The sequence below is a fragment of the Nonomuraea sp. SYSU D8015 genome (assembly GCF_008065375.1).
Lineage (GTDB): Bacteria > Actinomycetota > Actinomycetes > Streptosporangiales > Streptosporangiaceae > Nonomuraea.
This window is the reverse complement of sequence record NZ_VJYI01000003.1, coordinates 107,825-126,336: the sequence shown is the minus strand read 5'-3', so window position 1 is coordinate 126,336 and position 18,512 is coordinate 107,825. Positions and strand designations below refer to the sequence as shown.

Sequence of the window (18,512 nt, the reverse complement as noted above, 5' to 3'; positions counted from 1 at the left end):
AGATCCATACGCTCCCTGGTCTTTGCGCCTGCCCGCCCGCTGATGATGCAGTCGGGGTACGCCGGGACACCACCGGCCGACCCCGTTCCCCGTCCGCCCAGGAGCACGATGACAAAGGAGAGCAGCACGGCCGCCGCCGGCGACGACGTGCTGGTGCGTCACGAGTCGCGCATCGCGGTGATCACCATCAACCGGCCGCACGCCAAGAACGCCGTCACCCGGGCGGTGTCCGAGGGCATCGCCGCCGCGCTCGACGAGCTGGACCGCCGCGACGATCTCTCCGTCGGCGTCCTCACCGGGGCCGGGGACTCCTTCTGCGCGGGAATGGACCTGAAGGGATTCCTGCGCGGCGAGCGGCCGAGCATCGAGGGCCGGGGGTTCGCCGGCCTGACCGAGGCGCCGCCGAAGAAGCCGCTGATCGCCGCGGTCGAGGGGTACGCGCTCGCGGGCGGCTGCGAGATCGTCCTCGCGTGCGACCTCGTCGTTGCCGCGCGGACGGCCATGTTCGGCATCCCGGAGGTCAAACGGGGCCTGGTGGCCGCCGCCGGGGGGCTGCTGCGCCTGCCGCACCGCGTCCCGCCGCAGATCGCGATGGAGCTCGCGCTGACCGGCGACCTCGTCACGGCCGCGCGGGCGTACGAGATCGGCCTCGTCAACCGGCTCACCGACGAGGGGAAGGCGCTCGCCGAGGCGCTCGCGCTGGCCGCCCGCATCGCGGAGAACGGCCCGCTGGCCACCCTCGCCAGCAAACGGGTGATCATGGAGCACCAGCAGTGGCCGGAGGCCGAGCGGTTCGCCCGCCAGCGCCTGATCATCGAGCCCGTCTTCGCCTCGGAGGACGCCAAGGAAGGCGCCCGCGCCTTCGCCGAGAAGCGCCGGCCGAACTGGCGGGGCCGATGAGCCGGAGCGGTCCCCTCGCCGGAGTGCGCGTCGTCGAGCTGGGCGGCATCGGGCCCGTCCCCTTCGCCGCCATGATGCTGGCCGACCTGGGCGCGGAGGTGATCCGCGTGCACCGCCCCGCCGATCGGCACACGCGCCCCAACCCGGTGCTCGACCGCGGGCGCCGCTCCCTCGTCGCCGACCTGAAGAACCCCCGCGGCGCCGCCGTCGTGCGGGCCCTGATCGACACGGCGGACGCGGTGCTGGAGGGCTTCCGGCCCGGCGTGGCCGAGCGGCTGGGCTTCGATCCCGGGGTGCTGGCCGAGCGCAACCCGCGGCTGGTCTTCGGCCGCATGACCGGCTTCGGCCAGGACGGGCCCCTGGCCATGCGGGCCGGCCACGACATCAACTACATCGCGCTGTCCGGCGCCCTCGCCGCGATCGGCCGCCCCGACCACCCCCCGACGCCGCCGCTCAACCTCGTCGGCGACTTCGGCGGCGGCGGCATGCTGCTGGCCCTCGGCGTGCTGGCCGCGGTGCTGAACGCGCGCACGTCGGGACGCGGCCAGGTCGTGGACGCGGCGATGGTCGAGGGCTCCGGTCTGCTGATGGCGATGATCTACGGACGGTACGCGCAGGGCGCGTGGACCGTCGAGCGCGGCGCGAACCTGCTCGACGGCGGCGCCCCCTTCTACGACACCTACGAGTGCGCCGACGGACGGCACGTGGCGGTGGGCGCCATCGAGCCGGCCTTCTTCGCCGAGCTGGTGGACGTCCTCGGCGTCGCCCACGAGGTCGACCCCGCCGCCCAGCGGGACCCGGACACCTGGCCGGCGATGCGGGAGACGTTCGCCAAGGCGTTCAAGAACGCCTCCCGCGACGAGTGGGCCGAGCGCTTCGCCGGCGTCGACGCGTGCGTGACACCGGTGCTGACCATGGACGAGGTCGCCGCTCACCCCCACAACGCCGCGCGGGGGAGTTTCACCGGCGACGGCGCGGGCGCGATCCACCCCGGGCCCGCGCCCCGGTTCGCCGGCACCCCCTGCGGCAGGCCGGCGTCCGCGCCGGTCCCCGGCCAGGACACCCGTGCGATCCTCACCGAACTGGGGCATACCTCCGAGGAGATCGAGAGCCTGCTGGCGGAGGGGGCGGTGCGGTGAGCGCGTACTGGCCGGCGGGAATGCCGGCCACGCTCGACTACCCCGAGCTGACCGCAGGAGAGCTGCTCACCACCGCGGCGCGCCTGTACGGCGACCGAACGGCCGTCGTCGACGGGCCGGAGCGGCTCACCTTCGCCCAGCTGCACGCGCGGGCCGCCGCGTTCGCGCACGCCGCGCGCGACGCCGGTGTCCGCGACGGCGACGCCGTCCTCCTCCACCTGCCCAACAGCGTGTGGTTCCTGGTCGGCTACTACGGAGCGCTGCTCGCCGGCGCGAGCGTGACACCGGCCAACCCGCTGCAGCCGGCCCCGGCCCTGCGCGCCCAGCTGCTCGACACCCGCGCGGTCCTCGCCGTCAGCCACCCCGCCCACGTCGCCGCCCTGCGGGCGGCCGCGCCGGACTCCGCCCTGCGCACGATCGTGGTCGTCCCGCCCGCGGACCACCCCCCGGACGGCACTCCGGCGGGCGCGGTGACCCTCGCCGGCTTCGTCGCGGGCCGGCCCGCCGCCGCCCCCGGGACCGCCGTCACCCCGGACGACGTGGCCCACATCGCCTACACCGGCGGCACCACCGGAGACCCGAAGGGCGTACGGGTCCTGCACCGCAACGTGGTCGCCAACGTCGTCCAGATGACCGCCTGGCGCGCCGCCCACCTGCTCGTCGCCGACCGCGGCGGCGCCCGGCTCCGCCCGATCCCCGGCGTGCTCGACGCGGGGGTGAGCCCGGGAAACGCGGTCACGGTGTCGGTGGCGCCGCTGTTCCACGCGCACGCGCTCATCAACGTGAACTTCCTGCTGCTGTGCGGCACCACCGTCGTGCTTCCCGGCCGCTTCGACCCGGGGCTCCTCCTGGCGGACGTCGAACGCCACCGCGCCACCTACGTCACCGGCAGCCCGGCGATGTGGCACGCGCTGCTCGACAGCCCCGAGCTGGGCGCCCGCGACCTGTCCTCGGTCCGGGTGGTCTCCTCGGGCGCCGCCCCGATGGACCCGGCCACGCTGGAGGCGCTCGCCGCCGCCTTCCCCGACGCGATGGTCAGCGAGGGGTACGGGCTCACAGAGGCGACGTGCCTGGTGACCGCCGCGCCGCTGCTGCGCGGCGCCCGGCGCAAACCCGGAAGCGTCGGCCTGCCGATCTTCGACACCGCGGTGCAGGTCCGCTCGCCGGGCGACGGCGCGGCCGTGCTCGGCCCGGACGAGCCCGGCGAGCTGTGGGTACGCGGCCCGCAGGTCACGGCCGGCTACCTGAACCGGCCGGAGGCCACCGCCGAACAGTTCGCCGGCGGCTGGCTGCGCACGGGGGACATCGGCCACGTCGACGCCGAGGGCTTCGTCTTCATCTCCGGCCGCACCAAGGACATGCTCATCTACAAGGGCTACAACGTCTATCCGCGCGAGCTGGAGGACATCCTGCACGGCCACCGCGACGTGGGCGCGGCGGCGGTCGTCGGCAGGCCCGTGCCGGACGTCGGGGAGGAGCCGGTCGCCTTCGTCGTGCCGCGGCAGGGCGCGGTCATCGACCCGGAGGCCGTCATGGCGTTCGTCGCCGAGCGCGTGCCGCCGTACAAGAAGGTCCGGGCCGTCCACGTCGTCGACGCGTTGCCCACCTCGCCCGCCGGGAAGATCCTCAAAGCCGAGCTGCGCGCGCGGCTCGCGCAGCCGCCCACCACCGTCAGGAGCTGAACCGTGGAGACCGAAGCGTTCCAGGCGGTGCTCGCCGCCGTGCGCACCTTCGTGCGCAAAGAGGTCGTGCCCGCCGAAGACGTCATCGAGCAGACCGACGAGATCCCCGAGGCCATCCGCGCCAAGGCGGCCGACATGGGGCTCTTCGGCTACGCGCTGCCCGAGGCGTACGGCGGGCTCGGGTTCACCATGATCGAGGACGTGCGGCTGGCGATGGAGCTCGGCTACACCGCGCCGGCCTTCCGCTCGATGCTCGGCACCAACAACGGCATCGCGGGCCAGGTGCTGGTGAACTTCGGCACCGAGGAGCAGAAGCGGCGCCACCTGCCGGGCCTGGCCTCCGGCGCCAAGATCGCCTCGTTCGCGCTGACCGAGTCCGAGGCCGGCTCCGACCCCAGCGGGCTGCGGACCCGGGCGGTCCGGGTCGAGGGCGGCTACCGGCTCACCGGGCACAAGCGGTTCATCACCAACGCCGACCGGGCCGACCTGTTCATGGTCTTCGCCAGGACGAGCGCCGACACGAGCGCCGGCACGAGCGCCGGCACCGGGGGCACCAAGGGCATCTCCGTCTTCGTGGTCGAGTCCGGCGCTGAAGGACTGAGCGTCGGCCCCAAGGACGAGAAGATGGGGCAGCGCGGCGCGCACACCGCGGAGGTCTTCCTCGACGACGTCTTCGTGCCCGAGTCCGCGCTGGTCGGCGGCGTCGAGGGCGAGGGGTTCGCGGCCGCCATGCGCTCGCTGGCGCGCGGCCGGCTGCACATCGCGGCGGTCTGCGTCGGGCTCGCCCGGCGGCTCGTCGAAGAGAGCGTCGCCCATGCCGCGGCCACCCGGCAGGGCGGGCGTCCCATCGCGGAGTTCCAGCAGGTGCAGGCGATGCTCGCGGACTCGCAGACCGAGCTGATGGCCGGGCGGGCGATGGTGCTGGAGGCGGCGCGGGCGTACGACGACGGCAGCGACCGCCGCATGGCGCCGTCGTGCGCGAAGCTGTTCTGCTCGGAGATGGTCGGCCGGGTGGCTGACCGCGCCGTCCAGATCCACGGCGGCCTGGGATACATGCGGTCGGTCCCGGTCGAGCGGTTCTATCGCGACGCCCGCCTGTTCCGGCTGTACGAGGGCACGAGCGAGGTGCAGAAGGTCATCATCGCCAAGCAACTGCTCAGAGAGGCACACCGGTGACGCGTCCGCTGCGGGGCCTGCGGATCGTCGAGATCTCCAGCTACGTGGCGGCCCCGCTGAGCGGGATGACGCTGGCCCAGCTCGGCGCGGACGTGATCCGGGTGGAGCCGATCGGCGGGGCGGCGGACCGCACACGCTGGCCGCTGGCCGGGAGCGGGACGAGCCTGTACTGGTCGGGGCTGAACAAGGGCAAGCGCGCCATCGAGGTGGACCTGTCCGCCGGAGAAGGCCGCCGGCTCGTCGCCGACCTGGTCGTCACCGGCGGCGGGATCGTGATCACCAACTCCGATCACCACCCGGAGCTGACCTTCGAGGCGCTGCGGGCGCGGCGCGCCGACGTGATCCACGTGCTGCTCACCGGCCGCCGGGACGGCGGGCCCGCGGTGGACTACACCGTCCAGGCCGCGACCGGATTCCCCCTGCTCACCGGAGCGGAGGACACGACGGGGCCGGTCAACAGCGTGGTGCCCGCCTGGGACGTCGCCGCCGGGCTCTACCTGGCGGCCGGGCTGCTGGCCGCCGAGCGGCATCGCCTGCTCACGGGGGAGGGGCGGCAGGTGCGGGTCGCGCTCGAGGACGTCGCCCTGGCGACCGCGGGAAACCTCGGCCACCTGGCCGAGGCGCAGCTGGGCGGCACACCGCGGCACCGCGACGGCAACCACGTCTACGGCACGTTCGGGCGCGACTTCGCCACCGCCGACGGCGGACGGCTGATGATCGTGGCGCTCACCGCCCGGCACTGGCGTGACCTCCTCGCCGCGACCGGCCTCACCGACGTGGTCTCCGCCCTGGGCGACGCGCTCGGCGCGGACTTCGCCGAGGAGTCGGAGCGCTATCGGCACAGGAAGGTGCTCGGCGACCTGATCGCGGCCTGGTTCGAGCGGCGCACGCTCGCCGAGGCGGAGGAGGCGCTGCGGGCCACGCGCGTGTTGTGGTCGAGGTACCGGAGCTTCGCCGAGCTGGCCGCGCTGCTGCCGGAGCACCCGCTGATGGCGGAGCTGCGGCAGCCCGGGGTCGGCACGTACTGGGCGCCGGGATCGCCCGTGGTGATGGACGACGAGCAGCCGCCTCCGGCGGCGTCCCCGCTCGTGGGCCAGCACACCGACGAGGTGCTGCGGGGCGAGCTCGGACTGTCCGAGCGGGACCTCGCGACGCTGCGGAAGAACGGCGTCATCCGAGGCGGGGAATGACGGAGCGGAGAGTGATCATGAGTGGACTGACCGAGGACGAGCGGGAGATCGTCGCCCTCGCCGGCGAATTCGTCGACGAACGGGTGCGGCCGCGGGTGCGGGACTACGAGCCGGTGGACGAGTACCCCGCCGAGTTCATCGAGGAGATGAAGAAGCTGGGCTTCTTCGGCCTGCTCGCGCCCGCGGAGTACGGCGGGGTGGAGGTCAGCACGGAGTGCTTCGCCCGGGTGACCGAGGAGCTGGCCCGCGGGTGGATGAGCCTGGCCGGCGCCATCGGCGGACACTCGGTGATCACCTACCTGATCAGCACGTTCGGCACCCCGGAGCAGCGCGAACGCTACCTGCCCCGGATGGCCGACGGCACGATCAGGGCGGCGATGGCGCTCACCGAACCCGGCGGCGGCAGCGATCTGCAGGCGATGCGCACCCGCGCGGTCGCCGACGGCGGCGACCTGGTGATCAACGGCTCGAAGACGTGGATCACCAACGCCCGCCGTTCCGGCCTGATCGGCCTGCTCTGCGTGACCGATCAGGACGCGCGGCCCGCGCACCGGGGCATGAGCGTGCTGCTCGTCGAGCCCGGCGACGGCCTGACCGTCTCCAAGAACCTCCCCAAGCTCGGCTACCGCGGCGTCGAGTCCTGCGAGCTCGTCTTCGACGAGATGCGGGTGCCCGCGTCGGCCGTGCTGGGCGGCGAGCCGAACCAGGGGTGGGCGCAGATGATGCGCGGGCTCGAGGTCGGCAGGATCCAGGTGGCCGCCCGCGCGGTCGGCGTCGCGCGGGCCGCGCTCGACGACGCCGTCCGCTACGCGCAGGAACGTGAGTCGTTCGGCAAGCCGATCTGGAGACACCAGTCGGTGGGCAACCTGCTGGCCGACATGGCGACCAAGGTCCGGGCGGCCCGGCTGCTCACCGAGGACGCCGCCCGCCGGCTCGACGCGGGCGGGCGCGCCGACATGGAGGCCGGAATGGCCAAGCTGTTCGCCTCGGAGGCCGCGATGCAGGTGGCGCTGGACGCGATGCGCGTGCACGGAGGGTATGGCTACTCCAAGGAGTTCGACGTCGAGCGCTACTTCAGGGACGCCCCGCTGATGATCCTGGGCGAGGGCACCAACGAGATCCAGCGCAACGTCATCGCCGCCCAGCTGATCGCCCGCAACCCCGTCACCTGAGGAACAGATGCTGCTCAACGACAAGACCGCGGTCGTCACCGGAGGAGCCCAGGGCATCGGGCTCGCCATCGCGGAGGTCTTCGCCGGCGAAGGCGCGCGGGTCGTGCTCGGCGACCTCGACCTGGAGGCCGCCCAGGCGGCCGCCGAGCACCTCGGCGGCCCGGACACGGCCCGCGCGGTGCGCTGCGACGTCACGCGCGCCGCGGACGTGGACGCGCTGATCCAGACTGCGCTGGAGGCGTTCGGCTCGCTGGACGTCATGGTCAACAACGCCGGGATCACCCGCGACGCGACGATGCGCACGATGACCGAGGAGCAGTTCGACCAGGTCATCGACGTGCACCTCAAGGGCACCTGGAACGGCACCCGCAAGGCCGCCGCCGTCATGCGCGAGCAGAAGAGCGGCGCGATCGTGAACATCTCCTCGCTGTCCGGCAAGGTCGGCATGGTCGGCCAGACCAACTACTCCGCGGCCAAAGCGGGCATCGTCGGCCTGTCCAAGGCCGCCGCCAAGGAGCTGGCGCACCACGGCGTCCGCGTCAACTGCATCCAGCCGGGCCTGATCCGCTCGGCCATGACCGAGGCGATGCCGCAGAGGGTGTGGGACCAGAAGCTGGCCGAGATCCCGATGGGACGGGCGGGCGAGGTGCGCGAGGTCGCCACGGTGGCGTTGTTCCTGGCCTCCGACCTGTCGTCGTACATGACCGGGACGGTGCTCGAAGTGACCGGCGGACGGTTCATGTGAGCTGGGAGCCGCACACCGTCGTCACGACCGAGACCGTCGACCCCCATCCCGTGGCGGCGCTGTCCGCGCTGTTCGACGACGGCACGCCCGCGATCGGCCCCGGCGACCCCCTGCCGCCGCTGTGGCACTGGGTCGCGCTGCCCCGCTGGCCGCGTTCGTCCCTGCTCGGCGCCGACGGCCATCCGGCCCGCGGATCGTTCCTGCCTCCGGTGGAGCTGCCGCGCCGGATGTTCGCCGGCGGCGAGGTCGTCTTCCACGCCCCCCTCACGGTGGGAGGCACGCTCCGGCGCGAGGCGCGCGTGGAGTCGGTCACCGAGAAGACCGGGCGCTCGGGCCGCCTCGTCGTCGTGGTCGTCGCCACCGGCCTGTACCAGGACGACAAGCTCGCGCTCGAGGAGCGCCAGGACCTCATCTACCGCGACGCCGGGCCCGCCGCACCCGCCGCCGCGGATCCGGCCACCGCGGTCCCGGCAGGCGCGCCCTTCACCCGGGCGGGGGAGTGGGCGTGGGACTTCGCCACGGATCCGACGCTCCTCATGCGCTTCAGCGCGGCCACCGCCAACCCGCACCGCATCCACTACGACTGGCCCTACGCCACCCGCGTCGAGGGCTACCCCGGCCTGGTGGTGCACGGCCCGCTGATGACGCTCGCCCTCGCCGAGGTCCTCCGCCTCGAAGGGCACCGGGGTGGAGTCGTCCGCATGCGGCACCGCAACCGCAGACCCCTGTTCTGCGGCCAGGCCGCCCGCCTCCGGCGGGTCGGGGACGCCACACCGCTGACCTTGGGCCTGTTCGGCGCGGACCCCGAGCCCTGCAGCACGTTGACGATCGAGGAGGAAGGGACCGGCCATGCGTGAAGCGGTCATCTGCGAGCCCGTCCGCACCCCGATAGGGCGCTACGGCGGGAGGTTCAAGAGCCTGACGGCGGCCGACCTCGGCGTCATCGCGCTCAAGGGGCTCATCGAACGCACCGGCATCGCCCCGGACACGATCGAGGACGTCGTCCTGGGCCACTGCAACGCCAGCAGCGAGGCGCCCGCGATCGGCCGCGTCGTCGCGCTCGACGCCGGGCTGCCCGTCCACGTCCCCGGCTTCCACCTCGACCGCCGGTGCGGCTCGGGGCTGCAGGCCGTCATCCACGCCGCCATGCAGGTGCAGACCGGGGTCCACGAGGTCGTCGTCGCGGGGGGCACGGAGAGCATGAGCAACGCCACGTTCTACTCGGCGGACATGCGATGGGGCGCGAGGAACGGCATCGCGATGCACGACAGCCTCGTCCGCGCCCGGCAGACGGCGGGCGGCCGGAGCCATCCCGTCCCCGGGGGCATGATCGAGACGGCCGAGAACCTGCGCCGCGCGTACGCGATCTCCCGCCGGGAACAGGACGAGCTGGCCCTGCTGTCCCACCGGCGCGCGGTCGCGGCCCAGGCCGCGGGGATCCTCGCCGAAGAGATCATCCCGACCCCGGTCAAGCACCGGAACGGCGAGATCGTGATCGACACCGACGAGCACCCGCGCGCCGACACCACCCTGGAGTCCCTGGCCGGGCTCAAGCCGATCCTGCTCGGCTCCGAACCGGACGCGACGGTCACCGCGGGCAACGCCAGCGGCCAGAACGACGCGGCTGCCATGTGCCTCGTCACCACGCCCGAACGCGCCGAACGGCTCGGCCTGCGGCCGCTGGTCCGCCTCGTGTCGTGGGCCGTGGCCGGAGTCGAGCCGGAGACCATGGGCATCGGCCCGGTCCCCGCCACCGCGGCCGCGCTGGGCCGGGCCGGCCTCTCGCTGGACGACATGGACCTCATCGAGCTCAACGAGGCGTTCGCGGCACAGACGCTGGCGGTCATGAGGGAGTGGACGTTCGGCGACGAGGACCTGGCGCGTACGAACGTGCACGGCTCCGGCATCTCACTCGGCCATCCGGTCGGCGCCACCGGCGTGCGCATGCTGGCGACGCTGTCCCGCGAGCTCCACCGGCGCGAGGCCAGGTACGGCCTGGAGACGATGTGCATCGGCGGGGGCCAGGGCCTGGCCGCCGTCTTCGAACGGGTGACGGCATGAGCCCGCGCGTCTTCACCTCACTGGAGGAGGTCGGGAGCGCCCTCGGCGAACCGCTCGGGCCCGGCGACTGGCTGGTCGTCGGCCAGGAGCGCATCGACGCCTTCGCCGCCGCGACCGGCGACCACCAGTGGATCCACGTCGACCCCGCACGGGCCGCGACGGGGCCGTTCGGCCGCGCGATCGCGCACGGCTACCTCACCCTGTCCCTCATCCCGGGCTTCGGGCAGCGGCTCTTCCGCCTCGACCTGGGCCGGGCCCGCGTCAACTACGGCGTGAACAAGGTCCGCTTCCCCTCGCCCGTGCCCGCCGGATCGCGCCTGCGGGCCCTGGCCACGTTCGCCGAGCTGCGGGAGAGCGCGGCGGGAGCCCTGCTCACGACGCGCTACACCATCGAGCTCGACGGGGGAGGCAAGCCCGCCTGCGTCGCCGAGACCATCACGCTCATTCTCGAGGCCTGAGGATTCCGGCATGGAGCATCTCATCCGCGCGCCTGCCCTCGTCCGCGCCTGCCCTCGTCCCGACCGCGCCCGGCCCGAATCAGCGGTCCTGCCAGACGGGCGGGCGCTTCTCGGCGAAGGCGCGGGGGCCCTCCTGCGCGTCGGCGGAGGCCGCCACCGCGGCCCACACCTCCCGCTGCGCCGCGAACGCCGCCTCGTCGGTGTAGTCCACCGACGAGGCGAGGATCCGCTTGGACGCGCGCACCGCGAACGGCGCGTTGGCGGCGATCCTGGCGGCCAGCGCCCGCGCCCCCTCCAGCGCGCCGCCCGGCTCGGTGAGCTCGTTCACCAGCCCGTACGCGTGCGCCTGCACGGCCGGCAGCGGGTCACCGGTGAGCACCAACCGCATGGCGAGGTGGTACGGCAGCGCCTTCGCCACCCGCAACAGCCCGCCCCCCACCGCGATCAGCCCCCGCTTGACCTCGGGCAGGCTGAACACGGCCTCCCGGGAGGCGACCACGAGATCGGCGGCCAGCGCCAGCTCGCAGCCCCCGGCGGCGGCCCACCCCTCGACCGCGGCGATCAGCGGTTTCTCGGGGAGACGTTCGGTGATGCCGGCGAAGCCGCGCCCCGGCAGGGCGGGCTTCTCTCCCCGCGCGAACGCCTTCAGGTCCATGCCCGAGCAGAACGTGCCGCCGGCGCCGGTGAGGATCCCGACCAGCAGCTCGGGCCGCGACTCGAGCTCGTCGATGGCGGCGGCCAGCGCCTTGGTGGTCTCCAGGTCCACCGCGTTGCGCGCCTCCGGCCGGTTGATGGTGATGACCGCGACACCGTCGGCGAACTCGGTCAGCACAGTGCTCATTGGTCGCTCACCGCTCCTCATTCGCTCCGCTCACTACGTCGGGTTCGCTCCGTGCTCATTGGCGTGCTCCCTGGTTCACAGCCCGATGGACTTGGCGATGATGCTCTTCATGACCTCGCTGGTGCCACCGTAGATGCGGGTGACCCGCGCGTCGGCGTACATGCGGGCGATCGGGTACTCCAGCACGTACCCGTAGCCGCCGTGCAGCTGCAGGCACTTGTCGACGACGCGGGACTGCAGCTCGGTGCAGAAGAGCTTCACCTTGGCCGCGTCGGCCGCGCTCAGCCCCCCGGCGTCGTGCTCCTCCAGCGCGCGGTCCACCAGCGCCTGGCCCGCCTCCACGTCGGTCGCGCACTCGGCGAGCACGAACTTGGTGTTCTGGAAGCCGGACAGCGGCCGGCCGAAGACGTTCCGCTCGCCCACGTACGCGAGCGTGACCTCCAGCGCCGTCGCGGCCGCCGCCTGCGCGTTCACCGCGATGGACAGCCGCTCCTGCGCGAGGTTGTGCCGGAGGTAGTCGAACGCGCGGCCCTCCTCGCCCAGCAGGTTCGCCGCCGGGACGGGCACGTCCGCGAAGGCGAGCTCGGCGGTGTCCTGCGCCTTGAGCCCGAGCTTGTCCAGATTGCGGCCCACCGAGAAGCCGGGCGCGGCCGACTCGACGACCAGGATGCTCAGCCCCGCCCGCCGGTCGTCCGCCGGCGGCGCGGTACGGGCGACGACGAGCACGAGATCGGCGTTGACGGCGCCGGTGATGAAGGTCTTGGCCCCGTTGAGCACATAGTGCTCCCCGTCGAGGACCGCGGTCGAGGCGATGCCGGCGAGGTCGGACCCGGTGCCCGGCTCGGTCATCGCGATCGCGGTCATCAGCTCGCCACTGGCCACCCCGGGCAGCCAGCGCCGCTTCTGCTCCTCGCCGGTGTAGCGCAACAGGTACGGCAGCACGATGTCGGTGTGCACCCGCACCGGGCCGAGGCCCAGCTTCGCGCGTGCCAGCTCCTCGTTGACGACGGCGTTGAACTTGAAGCTGCGCTGGCCCCCGCCGCCGTACTCCTCGGGGACCTGCAGGCCGAGGATGCCCAGCTTGCCCGCCAGCCGGTAGAAGTCGCGGGGCGCCGCCCCCGCCTTCTCCCACTCGGGGTAGACCGGGACGACCTCGCGGACCAGGAAGTCGCGGACAGTGGCCCGGAACGCCTCGTGGTCCTCGTCGAAGACGGTGCGTCGCATCATTCCTCTCTCTGCCGGCAGGACGGCTTGTCGAACGATCGTTAAGTACGGCGCGCAAGCCGGCGATGTCGGGATTCGGCGGGGGACGTCAGCGGCTCTTGGCGCGCGGCTTGCGGGCCGGCGGGCGGTGCTGCACGACCGTCAGGGCCAGATGGACGTACCGCTCGACCAGATCGCTGACGCTCAGGTCGCCGGCGGGTTGGTACCACTGGGCGATGGCGTTGCACATCGCCAGGATCGCGCGCTGCGCCTCGTCGGGATGAGGAGTGGCGAAGACGCCGCGCGCCACGCCGTCGTCGATGATCTCACGCAGCAGCTTCGGCAGCGCGTCGCGCCGCTCGACGAAGCGCTCGAGCCGCTCGGGCTCCAGGTTGCGCAGCTCGCGCAGCGCGAGCAGGCTGTCGACCTGGCGCCGCACCCGGTATTCCACCGTGGCCTGGACGAAGGCGCTCAGCCGCGCCGCCGGGTCGTCCGCGGCGGCGGCAAGTGCCGTCTCGCAGCCCCGCCAGCAGTCGTCGAGCGCGTCCTCCAGCAGCGCGTGGAGGAGCTCCTGCTTGCCGGCGTGGTAGTAGTAGAGCACCGAGAGGCTCAGCCCCGCGCCCTTGGCGATGTCCCGGATCGAGGCGCCGTGGTAGCCGCGCTCGGCGAAGATGTCACGCGCCGACCGCATGATCGCGGCGAGCCCGTTTCCCCTGGTCACCGCCCGAGACTGCCGATCCGCCGCATCGGCCGTGCCGCGTGTCGCCATTGCTGCATCCTATTCCACACCCGTCGAACGTCAGATCATCGTGCCGCCGGGACGCCGCCCGGCCGGAGCTAGCCCGCCTTCACCTGATACTCCTTGGCGAGGTCGGACACCTTGAAGTCCTCGACGAGCTTCATCCCCGCGTAGACGCCCTGGTCGGGCCGGTGGATCTGGCTCGCCCGCGAGGTCGGCTGCGCCGGGTCGGACAGGTCCAGCGCCGGACCCAGCCCGTCGATGCTGAAGCTGGTCACCTTGGCACGCGCGGCCAGCACGCCCTTGCGGGTCAGGTCGTCGCACGCACCATTGATGATCTTGGCCCACAGATGTGTGGACAGGTAGGCGAGCACGACCGCGCCGCCCGACTCCGGCTGCTGCGCTCCGAACTTGGCCTTCCACGCGTCGGCGAGCTTCTTCACCGCGGGGGTGTCCGCGCTGAGCAGGCCGATGCCCGACACGCGGTGGTAGCGCTTGATCAGCGCGGGCCCGGCGGCCGTCGACAGCAGGCTGGTGGCGAACGTCGCCACGTTCCCCATGATCGGCACGTCCAGCCCGGCGGCCTGGGAGGCGCTGGCCACCGCCGCGGTCTGCTTCGCCGTCGAGTCCAGCAGGATCGCCTTGGCGCCGGCCGCCTTCATCGCGTTGACCTGGCTGGTGAGGTCGGCGTCGGTCGGCTTGATCTGCCGGCTCGCCAGCTTCAGCCCCAGCTTCTCCGCCGCGAACGTGCTGCCCTTCAGGCTGTTCTCGCCGATCTCGCCCTGCATGTAGATGTGCCCCAGGGTGTCGCCCTTCTTCAGCATGCCCTCGCGCACCATCCAGTCGACGCTGTTGATCGCCTGGATGTCGTAGGTGGAGCCGACCACGATGAGATGCGGGTCGCCGAGCAGGGTGGGCGCGAACGCCGTCAGGCCGACCAGCACGTCGTTCGCCGCGATCTTGTCGCGCAGCGCCGAGGTGACCGCCGAGCCGTAGACGTTGAGGAACCCGAGGACCTGCGGCGCGACCTCGTCGTAGGCCGTGACCGCCTTCTGCACGTCGTACCCGTGGTCCCGGACGACCAGCTCGATCTTCCGCCCGCACACGCCGCCGGCCGCGTTGATCTCGTCGACGGCGAACTGGCTGGCGGTGTTGCTGGTCTTGCCGGACGTGGCGAACGCACCGGACAGGTCCAGCAGCATGCCCAGCTTGATGGTGGAGTCACTGACGCCGGGGGCGGCGCCGTTCGCGGACGTGGTGGCCTTGGTGGAGCAACCGGTGACGGACAGGGCGACCGCGAGGGCGGCCGCGGCGAGGACGCGCGGACGGGACCGGTTCATGGGTTCTCCTGGCATGGTGTTTCCGGGGGGTGGGATGGTTCAGGCGGAGGCCGGCCCCCGCCGGTCGCGGACGGCGTGCACCATCGCGCGCAGCCCGCCGGGCTGGGTCAGCATGACGACCACGACGAGCGCGCCGTACACGAACTGCGCGGCGATGGACGCGTCGAGCCCGTCCTGGCCGGGGCCGACGACGAGCGGCAGCACGTCGGCGTATCGGGACAGCACGATCGGCAGAGCGACCACGAAAGTCGCGCCGATGATCGCGCCGGACGTCGAGCCGAGCCCGCCGAGGATGATCATCGCGAGGAAGTCGATGGAGAGCAGGAGATCGAAGTAGTCGGGGACGGCGCGCTGGAAGGCCAGCGCCGTCAGCACGCCGGCGACGCCGGCGTACATCGAGGACAGGACGAACGCGGACGCCTTGGTGCGCTGCACCCGCACGCCCATCGCGGCGGCGCCCACCTCGCTGTCGCGCATGAGGCGGAACGCCCGGCCCGGGCGGCCCCGCAGCACGTTGCGGGCCACCAGCGTGGCCGCGACGGTGACGGCCAGGAAGAGGTACCAGAGGTTCTCCACGGCCCCGAACGGCACGCCCAGCACGACCAGGCCCGAGGCGTCGGAGAAGGCGAACCCGCCCAGCGCGAACGGCGTGACCGAGCGCCCGTCGTAGCCCCCGGTCACCGGCCGCAGGTTGAGCAGCAGGTGGTGGCCGAGGAAGACCAGGCCCAGCGAGGCGATCCCGAGATAGATGCCGCGCAGCCGGCTGGCGACCGGGCTGAACAGCAGGCCGCACAGCCCGGCGAGCAGGGTGGCGAGCACGGCCGCCGCGAGCGGGGGCAGCCCCAGGCCCGTCAGGTGGCCGCCGTCGCCGCCGGCCAGGAACGCGTACCCGTACGTGCCGACCGCGACGAAGAACGCGTGCCCGAGCGACAGTTGCCCGGCCGCGCCGAACAGGATGGTCAGGCCGAGCGCCCCGACCGCCGCGGCCATCGCGAACAGGCCGATGCGCAGCCAGAACGCGTCCACGTACAGCGGCAGCGCCAGCGCCACGACGACCGCGGCGACCGCGGCGGCGACCGCCGGCAGCCGGTGCGGCGGCGTCCGGGTGCGCGTTCCGGCGGCGGTGGCGGCGCGGGCAGGCGCGACGGTGTCCTCAGTCGCGGTGTTCTCAGACACGGTGCTTTCAGAAACGGAGCTTTCAGACACGGCTGAACTCCTTCGACCCGAACAGTCCGGACGGCCGCCACAGCAGCACGACGATCATCACGAGGTACGCCACGACGTCGCCGATGCCGAGCCCGAGGAAGGCGAGCGAGTCCTGGTGGCCGGCCACGAGCACCTGGACGACCCCGACGATGAGGCCGCCCGCGATGGCCCCGCCGAGCGAGTCGAACCCGCCGATGATGGCCGCGGGGAAGGCGGCGATCGCGACCGACTCGATGCTGAGGCTGACGCCGGGGCTGGGGAACGAGGCCAGGCCGATCCCCGCCGTGGTGGCCAGCAGGCCGGCCAGCACCCAGGCCGTGGCGGAGACCCGGCGCAGCCGGATCCCGGCCAGCGCCGCCCCTTCGGCGTCGGCGATGGACGCGCGCATCGCCAGGCCCCAGCCGGTCAGCGTGAGCAGCGCGGTGAGGCCGCCGATCAGCAGCGGCACGCCGGCCACGGTGATGACGACCGTGAGCGGCAGCGTCAGCGGCCCGAGGTCGACCACGCGACCGTCCCACGGCGCGCCCAGCGGCAGCACGTGCTCGCCCAGGCGGCGGGTCAGCTCGGCGGTCAGCACGACGTTCAGTCCGATCGTGAGGATCGCCATCGCGTGGTGGTTGTGGCGGTCGATGCGGGACAGCAGGAGCCGCTCGGTGGCCAGCGCCAGCAGGCCGACGACGGCGAGGCCGAGCAGCGCCGCCGCGGCGAAGCCGATCCGGGCCTGGGTGGCGGCGACCACGTACACGCCGAGCAGGAGGAAGGACGCGTGCGCGAAGTTGACCACGCGGGTGGCCTTGAAGACGATGACGAATCCGAGGGTGATGAGCGCGTACAGCAGGCCCAGGGACACGCCGTTGACGAGCAGTTCCAGCAGGCGGATCATCGCGGCGTCCTCTCGGCCTCGTGACCGGTCACGGCATCCTCCGGCGCCGGGGCGTCCGGCGCGTCGTCGTCCGGTACGCCGAGGTAGGCGCTGACCACGGTCGGGTCCCGGCGCACCTCGGCGGGCGCGCCCTCGGCCACGACCTTGCCGAAGTCGAGCACCGTGATGCGGTCGGCGATCGACATGACCACGCCCATGTCGTGCTCCACGAAGACCACGGTGAGGCCGAGGGCGTCGCGCGCGGCGAGGACGAGCCGCCCCAGCTCGCGGCTCTCCGCGGTGTTCATGCCCGCGACCGGCTCGTCGAGGATGAGCAGGCGCGGCTCCAGGCACAGCGCCCTGGCGAACTCCAGGCGCTTGAGGTCGCCGTACGCCAGCCGTCCCGCGGTGGTGTCCAGCCGTGCCGAGAGGCCGGCGAACTCGGCGATCTCGCGTACCCGCGCCTCGTGGCGGCGCTGTTCGCGGCGGCCGAGCCACAACGCGGTCCGCACCAGGCCGGCGCGGGTCAGCCGGTGCCGCCCCACCATCAGGTTGTCCAGCACCGACTCCCGCGGCGAGACCACGATGTTCTGGAACGTCCTGCCGACCCCGAGCGCCGCGACCCGGTCGGGCCTCTGCCGGGTCACCTCGTGCTCGTCGAGCAGGATGCGCCCGCCGGTCACGGGATAGATGCCGCACAGCGCGTTGAGCAGCGACGACTTCCCCGCCCCGTTGGGGCCGATGACGGCGTGGACCGTGCCCGGCTCGACGGTGAACGACACCGCGTCCAAGGCCAGCAGGCCGCTGAACGCCACGCTCACCGCCTCGACCACCAGCCGGGGCGGGCTCATGCGGTCCACCGGGCCAGCTGGGGCACGGCCCGGCCGTCACCCGGGGCCTCCGGGCCCTCCGGACCCTCGTCCACGTCCTCGCCGAGATAGAGCCGGCGGACCTCGTCGCTGTGCGACAGCTCGCCGGCCGGCCCGCTCAGCACGACGCGCCCGAGCTCCAGGACGTACGCCGAGTGGGCGACGGACAGCGCCATCGCCGCGTTCTGCTCCACCAGCAGCACGGGCACGCCGTCGCGGGCGATCTCGCGTACGGTCTCGCCGATCTGCCTGACCAGCCGCGGCGCCAGGCCGAGCGACGGCTCGTCGAGCAGCAGCAGCTTCGGCTGTGACATCAGCGCGCGGGCGATGGCGAGCATCTGCTGTTCGCCGCCGGACAGCGTGCCGGCGCGCTGCCGGCGGCGCTCGGCCAGCCGGGGGAACATCTCGAACACCTGGCGGCGGGCGCGCGCCCGCGCCTCTCGGGAGCGGACGGTGATGGCGCCCGCGTCCAGGTTCTCGTCGACGGTGAGCGGGCCGAACACGTGCCGGCCCTCCGGGACCTGCACGAGCCCGCGGGCCACCACGTCGGCGGGATTCGCCCGTGCGATCTCCTGACCCAGGAAGCGGATCGACCCGGCGGCGACCGTCCCGCCGTGCAGCGGAACCGTCCCCGAGACGGCCCGCATGAGGGAGGTCTTTCCCGCGCCGTTCGCGCCGAGCAGCGCGACCACGCCCGCCTCGGCGACCGCGAGGCTCACCGCGTGTAGGACCGGCTCCCGCGCGCCGTAGCGGACGGCAAGCCCTTCGATCTCGAGCATCCGGCTTCTCCTTGCCTGCTCATGGCCTCACTCTGTTCGGCGGCTCGCTCGCCAGATGCCGCCGTCTTCCCCCGCTCTGGTCGCTGCGCTTCCGCCGCTCCTCCAGACGACGGCACTCCCTCGCCGGGCCGAGGTGTGCATCGATCGTTC

General features: G+C 73.1%; 18 protein-coding genes. 10 read left to right on the top strand and 8 right to left on the bottom strand.

Annotated elements, in window-relative coordinates; all coding sequences use genetic code 11:
- The first annotated feature begins 108 nt into the window (after positions 1 to 108).
- The 10 genes from ID574_RS16055 to ID574_RS16010 are packed head-to-tail and all read left to right on the top strand — an operon-like array spanning position 109 to position 10,523.
- Complete coding sequence (locus ID574_RS16055) at positions 109 to 900, top strand: crotonase/enoyl-CoA hydratase family protein (RefSeq protein WP_188189705.1); 792 nt, start codon at positions 109 to 111, stop codon at positions 898 to 900.
- Entirely contained in the window at positions 897 to 2,039 is a 1,143-nt protein-coding gene (locus tag ID574_RS16050) for a CaiB/BaiF CoA transferase family protein (RefSeq protein WP_188189704.1), read from the top strand. Before ID574_RS16055 ends, ID574_RS16050 begins: the two co-directional genes overlap by 4 nt.
- Complete coding sequence (locus ID574_RS16045) at positions 2,036 to 3,721, top strand: class I adenylate-forming enzyme family protein (protein ID WP_223166739.1); 1,686 nt, start codon at positions 2,036 to 2,038, stop codon at positions 3,719 to 3,721. The genes ID574_RS16050 and ID574_RS16045 overlap by 4 nt, the downstream gene beginning before the upstream one ends.
- Positions 3,722 to 3,724: 3 nt before the next feature.
- Entirely contained in the window at positions 3,725 to 4,897 is a 1,173-nt protein-coding gene (locus ID574_RS16040; RefSeq protein WP_188189703.1) for an acyl-CoA dehydrogenase family protein, read from the top strand.
- On the top strand, positions 4,894 to 6,087 hold the full coding sequence (locus ID574_RS16035; protein ID WP_188189702.1) for a CoA transferase: 1,194 nt from the start codon (positions 4,894 to 4,896) through the stop codon (positions 6,085 to 6,087). Before ID574_RS16040 ends, ID574_RS16035 begins: the two co-directional genes overlap by 4 nt.
- Before the next feature lie 17 nt (positions 6,088 to 6,104).
- Positions 6,105 to 7,259 carry an acyl-CoA dehydrogenase family protein gene (locus ID574_RS16030; RefSeq protein ID WP_188189701.1) on the top strand — a complete coding sequence of 385 codons (1,155 nt, stop codon included), beginning with the start codon at positions 6,105 to 6,107 and terminating at the stop codon, positions 7,257 to 7,259.
- Between the two features lie 7 nt (positions 7,260 to 7,266).
- Positions 7,267 to 8,004 (top strand): 3-oxoacyl-ACP reductase FabG, encoded by a 738-nt coding sequence (fabG, locus tag ID574_RS16025; RefSeq protein ID WP_188189700.1) that lies wholly within the window; start codon positions 7,267 to 7,269, stop codon positions 8,002 to 8,004.
- Positions 8,001 to 8,861, top strand: coding sequence for an HTD2 family dehydratase (locus ID574_RS16020; RefSeq protein ID WP_188189699.1), 861 nt, complete (start codon positions 8,001 to 8,003; stop codon positions 8,859 to 8,861). The genes fabG and ID574_RS16020 overlap by 4 nt, the downstream gene beginning before the upstream one ends.
- A complete protein-coding gene (locus ID574_RS16015) occupies positions 8,854 to 10,065 on the top strand; it encodes an acetyl-CoA C-acetyltransferase (protein WP_188189698.1) in 1,212 nt (403 codons plus the stop codon). The genes ID574_RS16020 and ID574_RS16015 overlap by 8 nt, the downstream gene beginning before the upstream one ends.
- Positions 10,062 to 10,523, top strand: coding sequence for a MaoC family dehydratase (locus ID574_RS16010; protein ID WP_188189697.1), 462 nt, complete (start codon positions 10,062 to 10,064; stop codon positions 10,521 to 10,523). The genes ID574_RS16015 and ID574_RS16010 overlap by 4 nt, the downstream gene beginning before the upstream one ends.
- Before the next feature lie 79 nt (positions 10,524 to 10,602).
- Here the strand turns inward: ID574_RS16010 and ID574_RS16005 are convergent, their stop codons facing one another.
- The 8 genes from ID574_RS16005 to ID574_RS15970 all read right to left on the bottom strand — a co-directional run bounded on the left by ID574_RS16005 (position 10,603) and on the right by ID574_RS15970 (position 18,362).
- On the bottom strand, positions 10,603 to 11,364 hold the full coding sequence (locus tag ID574_RS16005; protein ID WP_188189696.1) for a crotonase/enoyl-CoA hydratase family protein: 762 nt from the start codon (positions 11,362 to 11,364) through the stop codon (positions 10,603 to 10,605).
- 75 nt (positions 11,365 to 11,439) lie between these two features.
- Positions 11,440 to 12,588, bottom strand: coding sequence for an acyl-CoA dehydrogenase family protein (locus ID574_RS16000; RefSeq protein ID WP_188190255.1), 1,149 nt, complete (start codon positions 12,586 to 12,588; stop codon positions 11,440 to 11,442).
- Between the two features lie 88 nt (positions 12,589 to 12,676).
- Positions 12,677 to 13,288 carry a TetR/AcrR family transcriptional regulator gene (locus tag ID574_RS15995; RefSeq protein WP_223166738.1) on the bottom strand — a complete coding sequence of 204 codons (612 nt, stop codon included), beginning with the start codon at positions 13,286 to 13,288 and terminating at the stop codon, positions 12,677 to 12,679.
- 116 nt (positions 13,289 to 13,404) lie between these two features.
- Entirely contained in the window at positions 13,405 to 14,646 is a 1,242-nt protein-coding gene (locus ID574_RS15990; RefSeq protein ID WP_188189694.1) for an ABC transporter substrate-binding protein, read from the bottom strand.
- 39 nt (positions 14,647 to 14,685) lie between these two features.
- Positions 14,686 to 15,822: a branched-chain amino acid ABC transporter permease gene (locus ID574_RS15985; protein ID WP_223166737.1), complete on the bottom strand. Its 1,137-nt coding sequence runs from the start codon at positions 15,820 to 15,822 to the stop codon at positions 14,686 to 14,688.
- A 22-nt stretch (positions 15,823 to 15,844) separates the two neighbouring features.
- Positions 15,845 to 16,735: a branched-chain amino acid ABC transporter permease gene (locus tag ID574_RS15980; RefSeq protein WP_188189693.1), complete on the bottom strand. Its 891-nt coding sequence runs from the start codon at positions 16,733 to 16,735 to the stop codon at positions 15,845 to 15,847.
- On the bottom strand, positions 16,732 to 17,565 hold the full coding sequence (locus tag ID574_RS15975; RefSeq protein ID WP_188189692.1) for an ABC transporter ATP-binding protein: 834 nt from the start codon (positions 17,563 to 17,565) through the stop codon (positions 16,732 to 16,734). Before ID574_RS15975 ends, ID574_RS15980 begins: the two co-directional genes overlap by 4 nt.
- The gene (locus ID574_RS15970) at positions 17,562 to 18,362 is read right to left on the bottom strand and encodes an ABC transporter ATP-binding protein (protein WP_188189691.1); all 801 of its coding nucleotides are present in this window, start codon (positions 18,360 to 18,362) and stop codon (positions 17,562 to 17,564) included. Before ID574_RS15970 ends, ID574_RS15975 begins: the two co-directional genes overlap by 4 nt.
- Positions 18,363 to 18,512 lie beyond the last annotated feature (150 nt).

Excerpts from the sequence above, each read along its gene's own strand:
- fabG (WP_188189700.1), top strand. The coding sequence starts at position 7,267 with ATGCTGCTCAACGACAAGACCGCGGTCGTCACCGGAGGAGCCCAGGGC.
- ID574_RS15980 (WP_188189693.1), bottom strand. The coding sequence starts at position 16,735 with ATGATCCGCCTGCTGGAACTGCTCGTCAACGGCGTGTCCCTGGGCCTG.
- ID574_RS15990 (WP_188189694.1), bottom strand. The coding sequence starts at position 14,646 with ATGAACCGGTCCCGTCCGCGCGTCCTCGCCGCGGCCGCCCTCGCGGTC.
- ID574_RS15970 (WP_188189691.1), bottom strand. The coding sequence starts at position 18,362 with ATGCTCGAGATCGAAGGGCTTGCCGTCCGCTACGGCGCGCGGGAGCCG.
- ID574_RS16010 (WP_188189697.1), top strand. The coding sequence starts at position 10,062 with ATGAGCCCGCGCGTCTTCACCTCACTGGAGGAGGTCGGGAGCGCCCTC.
- ID574_RS16005 (WP_188189696.1), bottom strand. The coding sequence starts at position 11,364 with ATGAGCACTGTGCTGACCGAGTTCGCCGACGGTGTCGCGGTCATCACC.
- ID574_RS16030 (WP_188189701.1), top strand. The coding sequence starts at position 6,105 with ATGAGTGGACTGACCGAGGACGAGCGGGAGATCGTCGCCCTCGCCGGC.
- ID574_RS15975 (WP_188189692.1), bottom strand. The coding sequence starts at position 17,565 with ATGAGCCCGCCCCGGCTGGTGGTCGAGGCGGTGAGCGTGGCGTTCAGC.
- ID574_RS16000 (WP_188190255.1), bottom strand. The coding sequence starts at position 12,588 with ATGCGACGCACCGTCTTCGACGAGGACCACGAGGCGTTCCGGGCCACT.
- ID574_RS16050 (WP_188189704.1), top strand. The coding sequence starts at position 897 with ATGAGCCGGAGCGGTCCCCTCGCCGGAGTGCGCGTCGTCGAGCTGGGC.
- ID574_RS16015 (WP_188189698.1), top strand. The coding sequence starts at position 8,854 with ATGCGTGAAGCGGTCATCTGCGAGCCCGTCCGCACCCCGATAGGGCGC.
- ID574_RS16055 (WP_188189705.1), top strand. The coding sequence starts at position 109 with ATGACAAAGGAGAGCAGCACGGCCGCCGCCGGCGACGACGTGCTGGTG.